Raw genomic sequence first — 15,800 nt, 5'->3', positions numbered from 1 at the left:
TATCCCTTAATGTTGTCCAAGGCTTTCGTGACGCCGTAATGACCATACCCCGGCTTTTCAGGCACGACGCCAGAGGAGGATCTGGTTGTTGGCCGGGAGGTTGATGACCGCCTCGGGTGCGAGACCGGCGGCGGTGGCGAGCGCGTCCAGGTCGGCGCGGTCGCGCACGCCCATGCCCGGGTCCTGCGCCCGCAGCATCTGGTCGAAGCGCGCGTTGGATTCGGCAGTGTGGGCGCCGTCGTGGGCGAACGGGCCATACAGGGCGAACAGCCCGTCCGGCGCCAGCACCCGAGCCACGCCGGCGAACAGCGCCTCGACCGCCGGCCAGTGCATGATGTGCACGGTGTTGGCGCTGTAGACGTATTCGAACGGCCTCTCCGGCCAGGGGTCCCGCAGCACGTCCAGTGGCCGTGCCGGCCGCAGGTTGGGCACGGCGGCATCGCGCCGCCAGGCCTCTACACCGGGCAGATTCTCGGCCACATCACTGGGATGCCAGTCCAGGTGGGGAAGCGCCGCGGCGAAGTGCACCGCGTGCTGCCCCGTTCCGGCGCCAATCTCCAGCACCCGACCGTGGGCGAGAAAGCGCTCGCGCAGCACCTCCAGGATCGGCGCGCGGTTCTGTTCCGCCGCCGGGGCATAGGGCTTGTCACTGGCCATCGTATCCATCCATCCGGAAAAGCAGGCCGGGTATTCTGGACGCCTCGCGAGCGCACTGCCATGATCGGGAGACACCCGTTCCCAGGCGCCCTGCTGATGCCTCGCTCCCGGTTGTCCCTGCCCGTCGTACTCGTCCTGCTGCTGGCCCTGGCCGGCGATGCCCTGGCGCGGGAGATGGCCACCGATCCGGATCGCCTGTTGCCGGTCGAGCTGGCCACCGTCGGGGTGGACGCCAACTCCGGCGCCCCCATCGCGTTGCTGCGCCACCCGGCCTCCGGCGAGGTGGTCCCCATCGTGATCGGCACCGATCAGGCCCGCGCGATCCTGCTCGCGATGCACGAGGTCCCGCTGTCGCGCCCGCAGACCCACGATCTGATGATCGACCTGCTGGAGCAACTGAACGCCCGCCTGGAGCGGGTGATCGTGGACGGCCTGGAAAACGGCACCTATCTCGGCTGGCTGGAGGTGCGTGTGGCCGGCGACGACGAGCCGCGGATGATCGACACCCGTCCCAGCGACGCGCTCGCCCTGGCCGTTCGCAGCGGGGCGGCGATCCACGTCGCCCCGGAGATCCTCGAGGCGGAGGTGCCCTTCGACTACACGCCGCCGGGCGAGGACGAGGTCGTCACCGCCCTGGGCATCACCGTAGTCGAGGCCCGCGACGACCTGCGCGAGGCCCTGCAACTGCCCGACGAACCCGGCGTTCTGGTCAGCCGCGCGACCGGGCGGGCCGCCACCGCGGGACTGAGCCACGGGGCCCTGATCCTGGAGGTGAACGGCCGCGTGCCCGCCACCCCGATGGACTTCCTCGAGGCGGTGTCGGCCACCGCCGATGGCGCGGAGGCCGAGATCCGCTTCTGGCTGGACGGCGACACCCGGACGATCACCCTGCCCACGGACGTCCCCGCTATCGAGGAGTCCGACGACGCCCTGACCGTCTGAGCCAAGTCGGAACGGACGTGGGTCAGTCCCCCTGCGGTAACCGCGGGCGCAACCAGTCGAGCGTGGCGGTGGTCGCGGGATCGTGTGCGGCGGGTGTCGCCCCCGGCTCCAGATCCGCGAGGATCTGGCCGGCCAACTGCTTGCCCAGCTCCACCCCCCACTGGTCGAAGGCGTTGATACCCCACAGCGTGGCCAGCACGTAGATCTTGTGCTCGAACAGCGCGATCAGCGCGCCCAGCGTGGCCGGGTCCAGGCGTTCCAGCAGGATCAGCGTGCTCGGCCGGTTGCCGGGGAAGCTCCGGTGCGGCGCCAGGGCGTCGATCGCCTCCGGCGACTGTCCCGCCGCCGCCATCTCCGCGCGCACCGCGCCCTCGTCCTTGCCCGTCGCCAGCGCCTCCGCCTGCGCGACCAGGTTGGCCATCAGCAACGGATGCTGCGCCGGCAGGTCGTGCTCGGGGCGCGCCACGCCAATGAACTCGGCCGGGATGAAGCGCGTGCCCTGATGCAGCAGCTGGAAGAAGGCATGCTGGCCGTCGGTCCCCACCGCGCCCCAGACCACCGCACCGGTATCGTCCATCACCACCTGGCCGTCCAGCCCCACGCGCTTGCCCAGGCTCTCCATCTCCGCCTGCTGCAGGTACGGGGGCAGCAGCGACAGGCGTTCGTCGTAGGGCAGCACTGCGCGCGACTGCGCGCCCAGCAGATTCTGGTTCCACAGATCCACCAGCGCCATGCGTACCGCGGCGTTCTGCGCGATCGGCGCGCGCCGGACGTGCTCGTCCACGGCGTGCGCGCCGCCGAGGAAGGCACGAAAGCCGTCCATGCCCAGCAGCAGTGCCACCGGCAGCCCGATGGTGGACCACACGGAGTAGCGCCCGCCGACCCAGTCCCAGAAGCCGAACATGTTGTCCGGGTCGATGCCGAATTCGGTCACCCGCTCGCGCGCGGTGGACACCGCCACGAAGTGGCGCGCCACGGCCGAGTCGTCCGGTGCATGGCGCAGCAGCCAGGCGCGGGCCGCGCGGGCGTTGGTCAGGGTCTCCTGGGTGCCGAAGGTCTTGGAGGCGACGATGAACAGCGTGGTCTCCGGATCGGCCTCGCGCAGCACGGCGGAGAGGGCCGCGCCGTCCACGTTGGAGACGAACTGGACCGCCAGCGGCGCGCCTTCGGCCGTCGCCCGCGCGTGCGGCGCCAGCGCCCGGCAGACCATGCGCGGCCCGAGGTCGGAACCGCCGATGCCAATGTTCACCACCCGCTGGATCGGACGTCCACTGTAGCCCCGGTGGGTACCGTCGTGGACCTGTTGCACGAAGGCCTCGACCCGGTCCAGCTGGGCATGCACCTGGGGCACGACATCGTGGCCATCCACCTCGCAGCGCGCCTCGCGCGGCAGACGCAGGGCGGTGTGCAGCGCCGCCCTGCCCTCGGTGGTGTTGACCCGTTCGCCGGCGAACAGCGCGCGCAGCGCCTCCGGCACCTCGCAGGCCGCGGCCCGCTCGAAGAGCGCATCCCAGGCCGGGGCGTCCAGGCGCTGACGCGTCCAGTCCAGGCGCATGCCGGCGATTTCCTGCACATCCCGCTGCACCCGGTCGGGATCGCGCGCGAACAGATCGCGCAAGGTCTCGCCCTCCAGCCGGCGGGCCTCGACCCGCAGGGCACTCTCCATCCCCGTATTCCGTCCTGTCGTCATTCCATGCCCCCGCTTGTCCTGTTCCCCAGAGTGCCGCCCGGTCCCCTGCGTTACAATCCATAGAAACCATCCGGCGCCGCCGGTTCCGTTCCCGGGGAACTCTTCATGCGCATCCTGTTCGCCAGCAGCGAGGCCTACAGCCTGGTCAAGACCGGCGGGCTCGCCGATGTAAGTGCCAGCCTGCCCGCCGCCCTGCGCCGCCGACGCCAGGATGTGCGCCTGGTCCTGCCCGGTTATCCCGAGGCCTGCCGCAATCTGGTGGATGCCACCCCGCGCCCGGGTCCGGACAACGCCCCGTGGCAGCTCCTCGAGGGCCGCCTGCCCGGCACTCGCGTGCCGGTCTACCTGATCGACTGGCCGGAGTACTTCCAGCGCGCCGGCAATCCGTACAGCGCCAGCAACGGCATAGACTGGCCGGACAACGCCCAGCGCTTCGCCGGTTTCGCCCGCGCCATCGTCGCCCTCGCGCGCGACGAGGCCGGGCTGGACTGGACCCCGGAGCTCATCCACCTGAACGACTGGCAGACCGGCCTGGTGCCGCTGCTGCTGGACCCGGAGCGCACCGGCATCGAGCGCCCGCGGACCGTATTCACCATTCACAACCTGGCCTACCAGGGCCTGTTCCCGGCCAGCACCCTCCAGGAGCTGAATCTGCCCGCGGACCTGTGGCACCCGGAGGCGCTGGAGTTTCACGACCAGCTGTCGTTCATGAAGGCGGCCCTGGTCTTTGCCGACGCCATCACCACGGTCTCGCCGACCTATGCCCGCGAGATCCAGGAGCCAGCCTCCGGCATGGGCCTGGACGGCGTGCTGCGCGCCCGCGCCGCGGACCTGCACGGCATCCTCAACGGGGTCGACTACCGCGACTGGGACCCGGCGCGCGACCGCCATATCGCCGCGCGCTACAGCGCCGACGACCTCGCCGGCAAGGCCGCCAACAAGGCCGCGCTACAGACCCGCCTGGGCCTGGAACCGGACCCGGACATCCCGCTGCTGGGCCACGTGGGCCGCATGGTCGAGCAGAAAGGGGTAGACCTGCTGCATGCCGCCTGCACCCCGCTGCTGGAGACCGGGCGCATCCAGCTGGCCCTGGTCGGCTCCGGCCAGAAGGACCTGGAACACGCCACCGGCGCCCTGGCGCGCGCCTATCCCGGCCGGGTCGGGGTGCACATCGGCTATGACGAGCCCCTGGCCCACCAGATCGAGGCCGGCGCCGACCTGTTCCTGATGCCCTCGCGCTTCGAACCCTGCGGTCTCAACCAGCTCTACAGCCTGCGCTACGGCACCCCGCCGGTGGTCCACGCCACCGGGGGCCTGGCGGACACCGTGGTCGACGCCACACCCGATCATCTGGACGCCGGCACGGCCACGGGATTCAGCTTCTCGCCGGACAGCGTGGCCGCCCTCGGCGGCGCGCTGGAGCGCGCCCTGGGGCTGTACGCCGCCCGCGGCGACGGCCGCTGGGAACAACTGATGCGCACCGGCATGGCCCGCGACTTCGGCTGGAACGCGAGCGCCGACGCCTATCTCGCCCTGTACCGCGAACAGCTCCCGCGCCGCAGCCGGCGTGCGAAGGCCGCATCTGCGCTATAATCGCGTCCTTTTCGCGACCTCCCGACCCCAACCGGCAAGCCCAGGCAGCGGCGATCGTCGTCCTGCGCGCACAGGCCCGATATGACTCGAAGCGATCAACACGACCGATTCCTGCCCAAGGACAAGGAACTGCGCGCCCGCGTGCGGCTGTTCGGGGAACTCCTGGGCAACGTGATCCACAAGCTGGAAGGCCAGGCGGTATTCGACGCGGTCGAAAAGCTGCGCCGCGGCTTTGTCAGCCTGCGCAAGAACGAGGACCCGGACCTGCGCCGCCAGCTGATGGCGGACATCACCCACTTCGACGCCGCGCTCACCGAGCGCGTGATCCGCGCCTTCAGCATCTACTTCAGCCTGGTCAACATTGCCGAGGAAGACCTGTTCTACCGCTGGCGCCGGGCCCAGGTCTCCAGCGGCGAACCGCTGTGGACCGGCTCCTTCGACCAGACCCTGCGCCAGCTGCATGACGAGGGGGTCACCGCCGAGGAGCTGGAACGGCTGCTCAGCGAACTGCACTACCAGCCGGTCTTCACCGCCCACCCCACCGAGGCCCGTCGCCGGACCACGATGGAGAACCAGCGCCGCGTGTTCGAGACCGCCGACCGGCTGAACCAGCCCGGTCTGGGCGAGGAGGAACGCCGCCTGATCACCGAGGAACTGGAAACCCAGATCCAGATCCTCTGGCGCACCAACGAGGTGCGGGTGAAGAAGCCGCAGGTCCAGGACGAGATCAAGTACGGTCTGTTCTACTTCGAGGAGAGCCTGTTCGAGGCCATCCCGCAGTCCTACCGCTTCCTGGAAAAGGCCATCCGCCGCATCTACGGCGTCCACCCGGACGGCAGCCTGCCGGTGCGGATCCCGGCCTTCCTGCACTTCGGTTCCTGGATCGGCGGTGACCGCGACGGCAACCCGAACGTGACCCCCGAGGTCACCGAACTGTCCTGTCGCCTGGCGATGGAGCAGGTCCTGCGCGAATACATCAAGCGGGTCAACCACCTGCGCAACGTGCTGACCCACTCGTCGTTCATGTGCCAGCCGTCGCAGGCCTTCCTCGACAGCCTGGACTCCGACGCCAACATCGCGAACGCGGTGTTCCAGGGGGCCTCCGACCGCTTCGAGAGCGAGCCCTACCGGCGCAAGCTCTACATCATGCGGTATCGCCTGCGCGAAACCCTGGACACCGTGGTCCGGCGGGTACATGGCGAGGCCGCGGTGCTTCCGACCAACAGCGCCTATGCCGACGCCCAGGCCTTCCTGAGCGACCTGAAGCTGATCCGCGACTCGCTGATCAGCCACGGCGACCGCAATATCGCCAGCGGCGCGCTGACCGATCTGATCCGCCTGGTCGAGACCTTCGGCTTCCACCTGCACCACCTGGACGTGCGCCAGGAATCCACCGTGCATACCGACGCGATCGCCGAGATCCTCGGCCAGCTGGCCCCGGACACCGATTACGCCGCCCTGGACGAGACCGGCCGCCAGCAGGCCCTGAGCGACCTGATCGCCGCCGAACAGCTGCCGGAACTGGACCGCGACGCCCTGGGCGAAGGCACCCGCGAAACCCTGCGCGTGTTCGAGGTCATCCAGGGCATGCGCCGCGAGGTCGGCCCGGATGGCATCGGGACCTACGTGATCTCCATGACCCACGCGGCCTCGCATGTGCTGGAGGTCCTTCTGCTGGGGCGCCTGGCCGGCCTGGCCGGAGACGACGAAGACGGCAACCCCTTCTGCCACCTGCGCATCTCGCCGCTGTTCGAGACCATCGAGGACCTCCTGCATGTCGAGGACGTCCTCGAGGGCCTGCTGTCCAACCCGGTCTACGCCCGCCTGCTGGCCGCCTCCGGCAACATCCAGGACGTGATGCTCGGCTATTCGGATTCCTGCAAGGACGGCGGCATCCTCGCCTCCAGCTGGAACCTCTACGAGGCGCAGAAGAAGATCGTCGGCATCACCGACCGCTTTGGCGTGCGCTGCCAACTGTTCCATGGCCGCGGCGGCACCGTCGGCCGTGGCGGCGGCCCGACCCATGAGTCCATCCTCGCCCAGCCCCCGGCCACCGTGCAGGGGCGCATCAAGTTCACCGAACAGGGCGAGGTGCTGTCGTACAAGTACTCCAACGTGGAGACCGCGGTCTATGAGCTGGGTATGGGCGCCACCGGTGTCATGCTCGCCTCGCGCAGCCTGATCCGGCCACCGCGCCAGGACCGCGACGACTACCGCGCCACCATGCAGGATCTCGCGCAATGCGGCGAGGATGCCTATCGCGAGCTGATCGACCGCACCGACGGCGTGCTCGACTACTTCTACGAGATCACCCCGGTGCAGGAGATCGGCTTCCTGAACATCGGCTCGCGCCCGTCGCACCGGCGCAAGACCGATCGTTCCAAGAGCTCGATCCGGGCGATCCCCTGGGTCTTCGGCTGGGCCCAGGCGCGCCACACCCTGCCCGCCTGGTACGGCATCGGCACCGCGCTGGAGCGCTGGCGTGGCGACGATCCCGAGCGCCTGGCCCAGCTCCAGCGCATGTACCAGGAGTGGCCGTTCTTCCGCTCGCTGCTGTCCAACTGCCAGATGGCGCTGACCAAGGCCGACATGCGCACCGCGGCCGAGTACGCCCGCCTGTGCAGCGACCCGGAACTGGCCGAACGCATCTATGCCCGGGTCCGCGACGAGCACAGCCGCACCGTGACCGAGGTGTTGCGGGTCGCCCAGCTGGACGCCCTGATGGACGAGACCCCCCTGCTGGCGCGCTCGCTGCAACGGCGCAATCCGTATCTGGACCCGCTCAACAGCATCCAGATCCACCTGCTGCGCGAATCCCGCGAGTTCGACGCCGAGGCCGGAGACGACGCCGACAATCCCTGGCTGTCGCCCCTGCTGCGCTCGATCAACGCCATCGCCGCCGGCATGCGCAACACCGGCTGACCCTTACGGGAGCGCGAGCTGGCCGGTCCGATGGTCCGCGACCATCATCGCGTCAGGGAAACGCTGATCAATGTGCACATTGACCAGCGTTTCCCCTAGAATCCGGTCATGCGCCTGCTGCTCCTGATCGTTGCCATCGTCGCCGTGTTCCTCGCGGTGCGCACCCTGGTGCGCTCCAGCAGCAACCGCAAGCAGGTCTCCCGCGGGGAACGCCCCGAACGCCTCAAGGAAGGTGGCGCGGTGATCCGCTGCGCCTTCTGCGGCGTGCACGTGCCGGAGGCCGAGGCCTACCGCGACGGGGACCGCCTGTACTGCTCGCGCCAGCACGCCGAGGTCGACCGCAGCCGCTCGGACGCCGACACCCACAGCGAAGACGACTGATCCCCGCGCGCATGGACGGCCAGAACGGGGCGCACACGCCGATCGACGCCGACACCCGGCGTTCCGCCTGGCTGTTCGCGCTCTACCGGGTCTTTGTCGCAGCGGTTCTGCTGCTGCTGGGACTGTTCCCGGATACCCCGCTGGGACTGCATGCGGTCGCCCCCCAGTTCTACGCGGTGATCGCCACGGCCTACCTCGCCTTCGCGCTGGCCGCGGCCGGCTTCGCCTGGCGTTGCACCCACAACCCGAACACCACCAGCCTCAGCCGCATCGCCCTGATCGGGGGCGCCGGGGACGGCATCGGCCTGATCGGGCTGCTGCTCGTCTCCGGTGGGGTCGGCACCGGGATCGGCCTCCTGCTGGTCCCCGCCCTGGTCGCCACGGTACTGCTATCCAGCGCGCGCTTCGCGCTGAGTCTGGCGGCCATCGCCACCCTGGCGCTGCTGCTGGCCGAGACGGTCAGCGCCCTGCTCCTCCATCCTGGCGAGAGCGCCATCACCCAGGCCGGGCTGCTGGGCGCCACCCTGTTCGCGGCCGGCCTGCTGGCGCGCCACTTCGCCCGCCGGGCCGGCGAGACGCGCGCCCAGGTGGAACGCCAGGAGGCCGACCTGGCGAATCTGGCCGAGCTGAATGCCCAGATCATCGCGCGCATGAGCGCCGGGGTCATCGCGGTGGACCCGGAGGGCTACATCCGCTCCATCAACGAGGCCGCCCGCCGCCTGCTGCCGCCACGGCCGGGGCGCCACCTGTCGTCGCTGTCGCCCTCGGTGGCCCGCGTCATCCGCGAGTGGCAGCGCAGCGGCAGGCCCAGTACCAGCCAGCAGTTGCCGGGCGATCGCGATCAACCGGCCCTGCGCATCCGCCTGGCCCCGCTGGGCGACCGCGGCGACCAGGGCACGCTACTGATCCTGGAGGATGCCGCCGAGCTCCAGCGCCAGGCCCAGGCCAGCAAGCTTCAGGCCCTGGGCCGGCTGACCGCCAGCATCGCCCACGAGATCCGCAACCCGCTCGGTGCGATCAGCCACAGCGCTCAGCTGCTTGGCGAGTCACCGGACCTCGCGCCTCACGACCAGCGCCTGCTCGACATCATCAACAACCAGAGCAAGCGCGTGAACGAACTGATCTCCAATGTCCTCAGCCTGTCACGCCGGGACACCGGCGAGCGCGAACGCCTGAACCTGCAGGAGACCCTGGACCGCTTTGCCGAGGAGTTCTGCGGGGCCCTGCAACTGCCCCGCTCCACCCTGCATGCCCGGGTGGAACCGGGCGACTCCGAAATCCAGTTCGATCGCTCGCAGCTCAACCAGATCCTGTGGAACCTGTGCACCAACGCACGCATCCACGGCGGTCACGACGAACCCGACAGTCCGCCCATCGTGTTGCGCGGGGGCGCCGGCCAGGTCGCCCGCGTGGTCAGCCTGGATGTCATCGATGCCGGCCCCGGGATCTCCACGGAACAGGAAAAGGACCTGTTCGAACCGTTCGTCTCCGGTCGCAGCGGCGGAACCGGGCTCGGCCTGTACATCTCGCGCATGCTGTGCGAAAACAACGGGGCCTCGCTGGAGTACATCCGGACGCCCACCGGCGGCTGCTTCCGGATCCTGTTCGCTCCCCTGGAAGACGAATCGCCAAAGGAACAAGGCGCATGAGTATCCGTCACGTGCTGGTCGTGGACGACGAGCCCGACATCTGCGAACTGCTCGAGATCACCCTGGCACGCATGGGCCTGGAAGCGACCACGGCCACCCGCCTGGAACCCGCCCGCGCCCTGCTCGCCGAACGCGACTTCGACCTCTGCCTGACCGACATGCGCCTGCCCGATGGCGACGGCCTCGAGCTGGTCCGCCACATCCAGTGCGAACGCCCGCAATTGCCGGTGGCCGTGATCACCGCCCACGGCAGCGTGGACACGGCGGTGCAGGCACTGAAACTGGGGGCCTTCGACTTCGTCAGCAAGCCGGTGGACCTGAAACAGCTACGCGAACTGATCGATGCCGCGCTGCGCCTGGAGACCCGTGGCCCCGGGCCGGAAGAAGGGCCCGATGACGCGACCACGCCGGCCCGCCCCGACGACAGTCCCCTGCTGGGCCATTCCGAACCCATGCAGCGCCTGCGAGCCACCATCCACAAGCTGGCCCGCAGCCAGGCGCCGGTGTTCATCTCCGGCGAATCCGGCTCCGGCAAGGAACTGGTCGCGCGCGAGATCCATCGCCTCGGGCCGCGCGCCGAGCGGCCGTTCGTCCCGGTCAACTGCGGCGCCATCCCCGGCGAGCTGATGGAGAGCGAGTTCTTCGGCCACCGCAAGGGCGCCTTTACCGGGGCAACCCAGGACCACACCGGCCTGTTCCAGTCCGCCGACGGCGGCACGCTGTTCCTCGACGAGGTTGCCGACCTGCCACTGCCGATGCAGGTCAAGCTGCTGCGCGCCATCCAGGAGCGAGCGATCAAGCCGGTCGGCGGCACCCGCGAGATCCCGGTGGACGTGCGCATCCTCAGCGCCACCCATCACGACCTCGAGAAGGCCGTACGCGAGGGGCGCTTTCGCCAGGACCTCTACTACCGACTGAACGTGATCGAGCTGAAGGTCCCCCCACTGCGCAACCGCCGCGGGGACATCGAGCGCCTGGCCGCGCGTATCCTGCGGCGCATCAGCGAGCAGTGGGAGACCGGCGACCTGGAACTGGCCCCCGATGCCCTCGCGGCCCTGCAGGGGCACGGCTTCCCGGGCAACGTCCGCGAACTGGAGAACATCCTGGAGCGCGCCGCCACCCTGTGCGAGGGTCGGCTGATCCACGCCGACAACATCGACCTTCCCGCCACTGGCCTGGGCACCGAACCCGTCATGGACCGCGCCCCGGACAGCCCGCCTGACCCCGACCACAGCGCCCGCAACGAGGCCGACCGCGCACTGGACGACCAGCTCGCCGCGCAGGAGCGCCAGGCCATCGCCACCGCACTGCAACAGACCGGCGGCAACCGTACGGCCGCCGCGCGCCTGCTCGGCCTCAGCTTCCGCCAGCTGCGCTACCGCCTGAAGAAACTCGGTATCGAGTAACGGTGGCGCGACCAGTCCGCCGCTACAGCAGATCCGCCCACTCGGTCAGGGCAAACCAGATCACGTAGCCGCCGTAGAGGATCAGAAAGATGATGCTGAGCACCGTGATCGGCCGAAACCCCTTGACGTCCACCTGGTAGGACACATCCTCCCCCTGCGCGCGGCGGCGGCGCACATCCATCCAGCGCGACACCCGCCACCAGACAAACAGCAGGATCAGGATCACGGTCAGGAACTTCAGCATCGCGGTTCGCTTCCTCGTCGGACGGCACTGAACGCGACACTACCCGAGAACGCCACCCTCCGCATTCTCTGATGACGGCCGCGCCTTTGCCCCGCAACCCTGGCGGGCAGAACGCTTGTGGGAGCCTGCTTGCAGGCGAAGCCCCCGCCAAACCCGGGCCTGCTACCCACGCCGCTTCGTATGCCGCGTGGCCGGCGCATTCCACGGATCCTCCGGCCAGGGGTGCTTCGGATAGCGCCCCTTCAGCTCGCGGCGCACCTCCGGATAGCCGTTCTCCCAGAAGCTGGCGAGATCCTGGGTGACCTGCACCGGACGCCGCGCCGGCGACAGCAGGTGCAGCACCAGCGCCACGCGGCCGCCCGCCACCCGGGGTGTCTCGTCCAGGCCGAACAGCTCCTGCAGCTTGACCGCCAGCACCGGCGGGTCCTGCGTGTAATCAATCCGGTGGGCGGAGCCGGAGGGGACCTCGATCCGCGCCGGTGCCTCCCGCTCCAGTTGCTGCTGGTGGTCCCAGTCCAGTCGCGCGCGCAGGATCGCCGCCAGATCCAGCCGCTTGAGATCCCGGAGCCGCGTGATCCCGGCCAGATACGGCCCCAGCCACTCCTCGAGGGTCATCAGCAGCGCAGCGTCGCGCAGGTCCGGAAAGCCGGCCTCCGGCATGGTTTCGTGCAGCAGCTGGATGCGCGCACGCAGCTGGGTCGCCGCGTCATCCCGGGGCAGCAGCGCAAGCCCCTCGCGGCGCAGCCGCTCGCACCAGCGCGGGATGGTGGCGGCGGGATCGTCCAGCGCGACCATCTGCCGCTCCACCACCAGCGTGCCGATCCGCCGAACCCGCGCGTTTTCCAGCCGCGAGCCATCCTCCACCCAGTCGCAGCGCATCTCGCGGTGGAAGAGCTCCGGGGCCTCCTGCTCCAGTGCCGCCAGGTCCAGCATCACCGCACAGCGGATGCGGGCCTCGCGGTCGGCATCCGTGCAATCCACCGCGACCAGGTAGTCGGCATGCGCCAGACGCTCGCGCTCCGGCAGCCACGCGCCGCGGCCGTTCCCCATCACGAAGCGCCCGGCCACCTCGCCGCGGCGACGCGCGATACGCTCCGGCCAGGCCAGCGCCGCCAGCACGCCCAGCGCCGTGCTTTCGTCCAGTGCCGCCTCCGTACCCGCGGGGCGCTCCCCGACTCGTGCCAGCGCCTGCTCCAGACGCCGCAGGCCGGATGGCCAGGCCCGGCTACCCGAGCGCCGCGCGCGCTCCAGGCGCGCACCCAGCTCCAGCGGCGCCTCCGGCCCGGCCACACCGGGTTCTTCTACGGCTACCGCCAGTTCGCAGGCCAGGCGCGCCAGCCCCCGCTCGCGGCCCCGCAACAGCATGTGCGCCAGCCGCGGGTGCGTCGGCAGGCGCAGCAGGGCACGGCCGTGCCCGGTCATCCGCCCGTCGACATCCACCGCACCCAGTTCCGCGAGCACCGCCTGCGCGGAGGCCAGACCCTGCGCGGGCGGCGGCTCCAGCCAGTCGAGCTCGGCCACCGCCTCGCCCCAGCCGGCCAGTTCCAGGGCCAGCGGCAGCAGGTCCACCTGCTGCATCCCCGGGGTCGCGTAGTCCGCGCGCGCGACCTCGTCGGCCCGCGACCACAAGCGGATCGCCACCCCCGGTTCGGTGCGACCGGCACGCCCGGCCCGCTGTTCGGCGGCGGCCTTCGACGCCGGCAGCGTCACCAGCCGCGAGAGCCCCGTCGCCGCATCGAAGCGCGGCTCGCGGGAGAGCCCCGCGTCGATCACCACGCGCACGCCCTCGATGGTCAGGCTGGTCTCGGCGATGTCGGTCGCCAGCACCACCTTGCGCTCGCCCGCGGGCGCCGGGCGCACGGCCCGGGCCTGCTCCTGCGCCGACAGCCGCCCGAATAGCGGCGCGATCTGCGCGGGGCCGGAGGCCGTGTCCACCCCCTCACCCAGACGCGCGGCCACCTCGCGGATCTCGCGTTCCCCGGGCAGGAAGACCAGGATCGAGCCCGTCTCCGCCGCCAGCGCGTCCCGCACCGCCTGCGCCACGCCGTCGGCCAGCGGCGCATCCTTCGCCGTCGGGGCATAACGGACCTCGACCGGAAACTGCCGCCCGCGCGCCCGCAGCACCGGCACGGCATCCTCCTCCGGGCCGGCCAGCAGCCGCGCCACGGCCTCGTCGTCGAGGGTCGCCGACATCACCACGATGCGCAGCTCCGGGCGCAGCAGCCGGCGCACCTGCAGCGCAAAGGCCAGCGCCAGCTCGGCCTCCGGCCGGCGCAGGTGGAATTCGTCGAAGACCACGGTGCCAACCCCTTCCAGCAGCGGGTCGCCCTGGATGCGCCGCAGGAACAGGCCATCGGTGACCAGCTCCACCCGGGTGCGATCCGAGACCTTCTGCTCGTCGCGCACGCGGTAGCCGACCGTCTGCCCGGCCGCTTCACCGAGCTGCCCGGCCATGTAGGTCGCCGCCATGCGGGCGGCCAGCCGGCGCGGCTGCAGCACGATCACGCGATCCTCGGGGCTGGCGGCGGCCAGATGCAGCGGGACGCGGGTGGTCTTGCCGGCACCGGGTTCGGCCACCAGCACGGCGGCACCGCGCGTCTGCAGCGCGGCATCCAGGGGGGTTAGCAGACCTTCCAGCGCCCGGGCCTGCGGCGCCTCATTCAACTCTGTGGCCATCTACAGCGGTCAGTTCTCGGTAACCCGCGTGCCGGCCCGCACCCGGTCCCCCGGGCGGGTGACGACACGCTCGCCCGCCTCCAGGCCCTCGAGGATCTGCGTGGCGAAGCCCGAGCGACGCCCCACCTCGACCCGGCGCGGCTCGGCACGGCCGTCCTCGACCACGAACACCGACCACTCGCCGCGGTCCCGGAACAGCGCACTGGTCGGGACCTGCAGCACCTCATCCCCTTCCCACAGCAGGAACTCGGCCTCCACGCGGTAGCCCACTGCCAGCCCGGCCATGCGGGCCTCCACCGCGTCGAGGTCGACGATCACCGGCACGCGCTGCTCGTCCACGCCCAGCGCAGAGATCTTGGTAAAGCCGAACGGTTGTACCCGGCGTACGGTGCCCTCCAGTTCGGCATCGCGGCCCCAGTCGGTCAGGCGCACGCGCATGCCCGGCACCACGCGCACCGCGTCCATGGACAGCAGGTCCACCTGCACCTCGAGATCATCGAGATCGCCCACGACCAGCACCGGCTCGCCGGCCCCGATCGTGCCCTCGCAGCAGCGATGGCGCTCCAGCACCACACCCGTGGCTGGCGAGCGCACGGACAGGGTCTCGGCCTCGGATTCCGGCATCTGGCCGCTGGCGATCTCCAGCACGATCCGGGCCCCCTCGATCTCGCTGCGCGCGACCTCTACCGCGGACTCGCCGGCGCGCACCGCCGAGCGCGCGCGGTCACGCGCGGTCTCCATACGCTCCACCTCGGTGGCCGAGACCGCCCCGCGCTCGAACAGCTCCTGGTGCCGGCGGTACTCGGATTCGGCGAAGCGAGCCTCGGCCCGCAGATTCTCGAGATTCGCCTCGGCGCTTTGCAGGCGCGACCGCGCGGCCGCCAGGTTCTCGCGCGCCTGCTCGCGCGAGCGCACATCCAGCGCCGGGGTCGGCAGGGGCTCCATGCGGAACAATGTGTCGCCGAGTTCGACCGCGTCCCCCTCTTCCAGCTCGACGCGATGCAGAAAGCCGGCGATCGGCGCCGACACCGTAAAGGTGTCGCGCAGCCGCGTGCGCCCTTCCTCGCGCACGGTCTCTTCGAACGGGCCGGCCTCGACCGTGGTCAGCGACACCGGTACCGGCTGCGGGCGCAGCGCCCAGACCAGCGCGGCCACCCCCGCCAGCACGATCAGCCCAACCGTAATTCGCTTTTTCATCGCCATAACGTCAGTCTCGCAAATCCCGCCATCCGGCGCTTCCCCATCACCCCGTGTGGCGCAGATCGCGCTGGACGCATATCGGTTATCACCTGACTTACCGTTCATCTCAACCGTTGTGAGGCTGGTCCTGGTTCGTCCTCCGGTGTTTACGGTGCCTTCGGTCCACATACTGCCCGGTGCTGACTCGCCAGCGCGCCGCGAGGTACTTCTTTGCTCGTGCAAAGAAGTACCCAAGAAACACGCCCGACTGCCGCGACCCCGGCCCGCTGCGCGGTCCGGGGTTTCCCTCGCTCCGAGGGTTTTCGCGGGCGGCGCTGAACTCGCTACGCTGCGCTTCGCTCAGACATCCAGCGCCTTTTCTCCCGCGAAAACCCTCTCCACTCGGCGCGACGACAACGGGGGGTCAAGGTCAAGACACCGGCCATCCCGACGGTCTTGCC

At 70.3% G+C, this 15,800-nt stretch carries 11 protein-coding genes; 6 read left to right on the top strand and 5 right to left on the bottom strand.

Features of this window, described 5'->3' with window-relative positions; genetic code table 11:
• Positions 1 to 57: 57 nt before the first annotated feature.
• Entirely contained in the window at positions 58 to 657 is a 600-nt protein-coding gene (locus D106_RS0108520) for a DUF938 domain-containing protein (RefSeq protein WP_018879791.1), read from the bottom strand.
• Positions 658 to 753: 96 nt separating this feature from the next.
• Between D106_RS0108520 and D106_RS0108515 the strand changes: the two genes are divergently transcribed.
• Entirely contained in the window at positions 754 to 1,599 is an 846-nt protein-coding gene (locus D106_RS0108515) for a bifunctional nuclease domain-containing protein (protein WP_018881264.1), read from the top strand.
• Positions 1,600 to 1,621: 22 nt separating this feature from the next.
• Here D106_RS0108515 and pgi read toward each other — a convergent pair whose 3' ends face one another.
• On the bottom strand, positions 1,622 to 3,265 hold the full coding sequence (gene pgi, locus D106_RS0108510) for a glucose-6-phosphate isomerase (RefSeq protein ID WP_018879789.1): 1,644 nt from the start codon (positions 3,263 to 3,265) through the stop codon (positions 1,622 to 1,624).
• A 129-nt stretch (positions 3,266 to 3,394) separates the two neighbouring features.
• Here pgi and glgA point away from each other — a divergent pair, with 129 nt between their 5' ends.
• From glgA to D106_RS0108485, 5 genes are all read left to right on the top strand, one after another.
• Positions 3,395 to 4,882: a glycogen synthase GlgA gene (gene glgA / locus D106_RS0108505; RefSeq protein ID WP_018879788.1), complete on the top strand. Its 1,488-nt coding sequence runs from the start codon at positions 3,395 to 3,397 to the stop codon at positions 4,880 to 4,882.
• An 81-nt stretch (positions 4,883 to 4,963) separates the two neighbouring features.
• Positions 4,964 to 7,804 (top strand): phosphoenolpyruvate carboxylase, encoded by a 2,841-nt coding sequence (gene ppc / locus D106_RS0108500; RefSeq protein WP_018879787.1) that lies wholly within the window; start codon positions 4,964 to 4,966, stop codon positions 7,802 to 7,804.
• Between the two features lie 108 nt (positions 7,805 to 7,912).
• Positions 7,913 to 8,185: a PP0621 family protein gene (locus D106_RS0108495; RefSeq protein WP_018867898.1), complete on the top strand. Its 273-nt coding sequence runs from the start codon at positions 7,913 to 7,915 to the stop codon at positions 8,183 to 8,185.
• A gap of 11 nt (positions 8,186 to 8,196) precedes the next feature.
• Positions 8,197 to 9,834 carry a PAS domain-containing sensor histidine kinase gene (locus D106_RS0108490; RefSeq protein ID WP_018879786.1) on the top strand — a complete coding sequence of 546 codons (1,638 nt, stop codon included), beginning with the start codon at positions 8,197 to 8,199 and terminating at the stop codon, positions 9,832 to 9,834.
• Positions 9,831 to 11,240 carry a sigma-54 dependent transcriptional regulator gene (locus D106_RS0108485; protein ID WP_018879785.1) on the top strand — a complete coding sequence of 470 codons (1,410 nt, stop codon included), beginning with the start codon at positions 9,831 to 9,833 and terminating at the stop codon, positions 11,238 to 11,240. The genes D106_RS0108490 and D106_RS0108485 overlap by 4 nt, the downstream gene beginning before the upstream one ends.
• Positions 11,241 to 11,262: 22 nt before the next feature.
• Here the strand turns inward: D106_RS0108485 and D106_RS0108480 are convergent, their stop codons facing one another.
• From D106_RS0108480 to D106_RS0108470, 3 genes are all read right to left on the bottom strand, one after another.
• Complete coding sequence (locus tag D106_RS0108480) at positions 11,263 to 11,484, bottom strand: hypothetical protein (protein WP_018867901.1); 222 nt, start codon at positions 11,482 to 11,484, stop codon at positions 11,263 to 11,265.
• Between the two features lie 162 nt (positions 11,485 to 11,646).
• Positions 11,647 to 14,160: an ATP-dependent helicase HrpB gene (gene hrpB / locus D106_RS0108475; RefSeq protein ID WP_018879784.1), complete on the bottom strand. Its 2,514-nt coding sequence runs from the start codon at positions 14,158 to 14,160 to the stop codon at positions 11,647 to 11,649.
• 9 nt (positions 14,161 to 14,169) lie between these two features.
• On the bottom strand, positions 14,170 to 15,363 hold the full coding sequence (locus tag D106_RS0108470) for an efflux RND transporter periplasmic adaptor subunit (protein ID WP_018879783.1): 1,194 nt from the start codon (positions 15,361 to 15,363) through the stop codon (positions 14,170 to 14,172).
• Positions 15,364 to 15,800: the final 437 nt, after the last annotated feature.

Source organism: Thioalkalivibrio sp. ALE9 (assembly GCF_000377445.1).
In the GTDB taxonomy this organism is placed as follows: domain Bacteria; phylum Pseudomonadota; class Gammaproteobacteria; order Ectothiorhodospirales; family Ectothiorhodospiraceae; genus Thioalkalivibrio.
This window is presented reverse-complemented; position numbering and strand designations above follow the sequence as displayed.

Bases quoted from the DNA above. Each gene is read 5' to 3' on its own strand.
- D106_RS0108515 (WP_018881264.1), top strand. From the start codon at position 754: ATGCCTCGCTCCCGGTTGTCCCTGCCCGTCGTACTCGTCCTGCTGCTG.
- D106_RS0108470 (WP_018879783.1), bottom strand. From the start codon at position 15,363: ATGGCGATGAAAAAGCGAATTACGGTTGGGCTGATCGTGCTGGCGGGG.
- D106_RS0108485 (WP_018879785.1), top strand. From the start codon at position 9,831: ATGAGTATCCGTCACGTGCTGGTCGTGGACGACGAGCCCGACATCTGC.
- hrpB (WP_018879784.1), bottom strand. From the start codon at position 14,160: ATGGCCACAGAGTTGAATGAGGCGCCGCAGGCCCGGGCGCTGGAAGGT.
- ppc (WP_018879787.1), top strand. From the start codon at position 4,964: ATGACTCGAAGCGATCAACACGACCGATTCCTGCCCAAGGACAAGGAA.
- D106_RS0108480 (WP_018867901.1), bottom strand. From the start codon at position 11,484: ATGCTGAAGTTCCTGACCGTGATCCTGATCCTGCTGTTTGTCTGGTGG.
- pgi (WP_018879789.1), bottom strand. From the start codon at position 3,265: ATGGAGAGTGCCCTGCGGGTCGAGGCCCGCCGGCTGGAGGGCGAGACC.
- D106_RS0108490 (WP_018879786.1), top strand. From the start codon at position 8,197: ATGGACGGCCAGAACGGGGCGCACACGCCGATCGACGCCGACACCCGG.
- D106_RS0108520 (WP_018879791.1), bottom strand. From the start codon at position 657: ATGGCCAGTGACAAGCCCTATGCCCCGGCGGCGGAACAGAACCGCGCG.
- D106_RS0108495 (WP_018867898.1), top strand. From the start codon at position 7,913: ATGCGCCTGCTGCTCCTGATCGTTGCCATCGTCGCCGTGTTCCTCGCG.
- glgA (WP_018879788.1), top strand. From the start codon at position 3,395: ATGCGCATCCTGTTCGCCAGCAGCGAGGCCTACAGCCTGGTCAAGACC.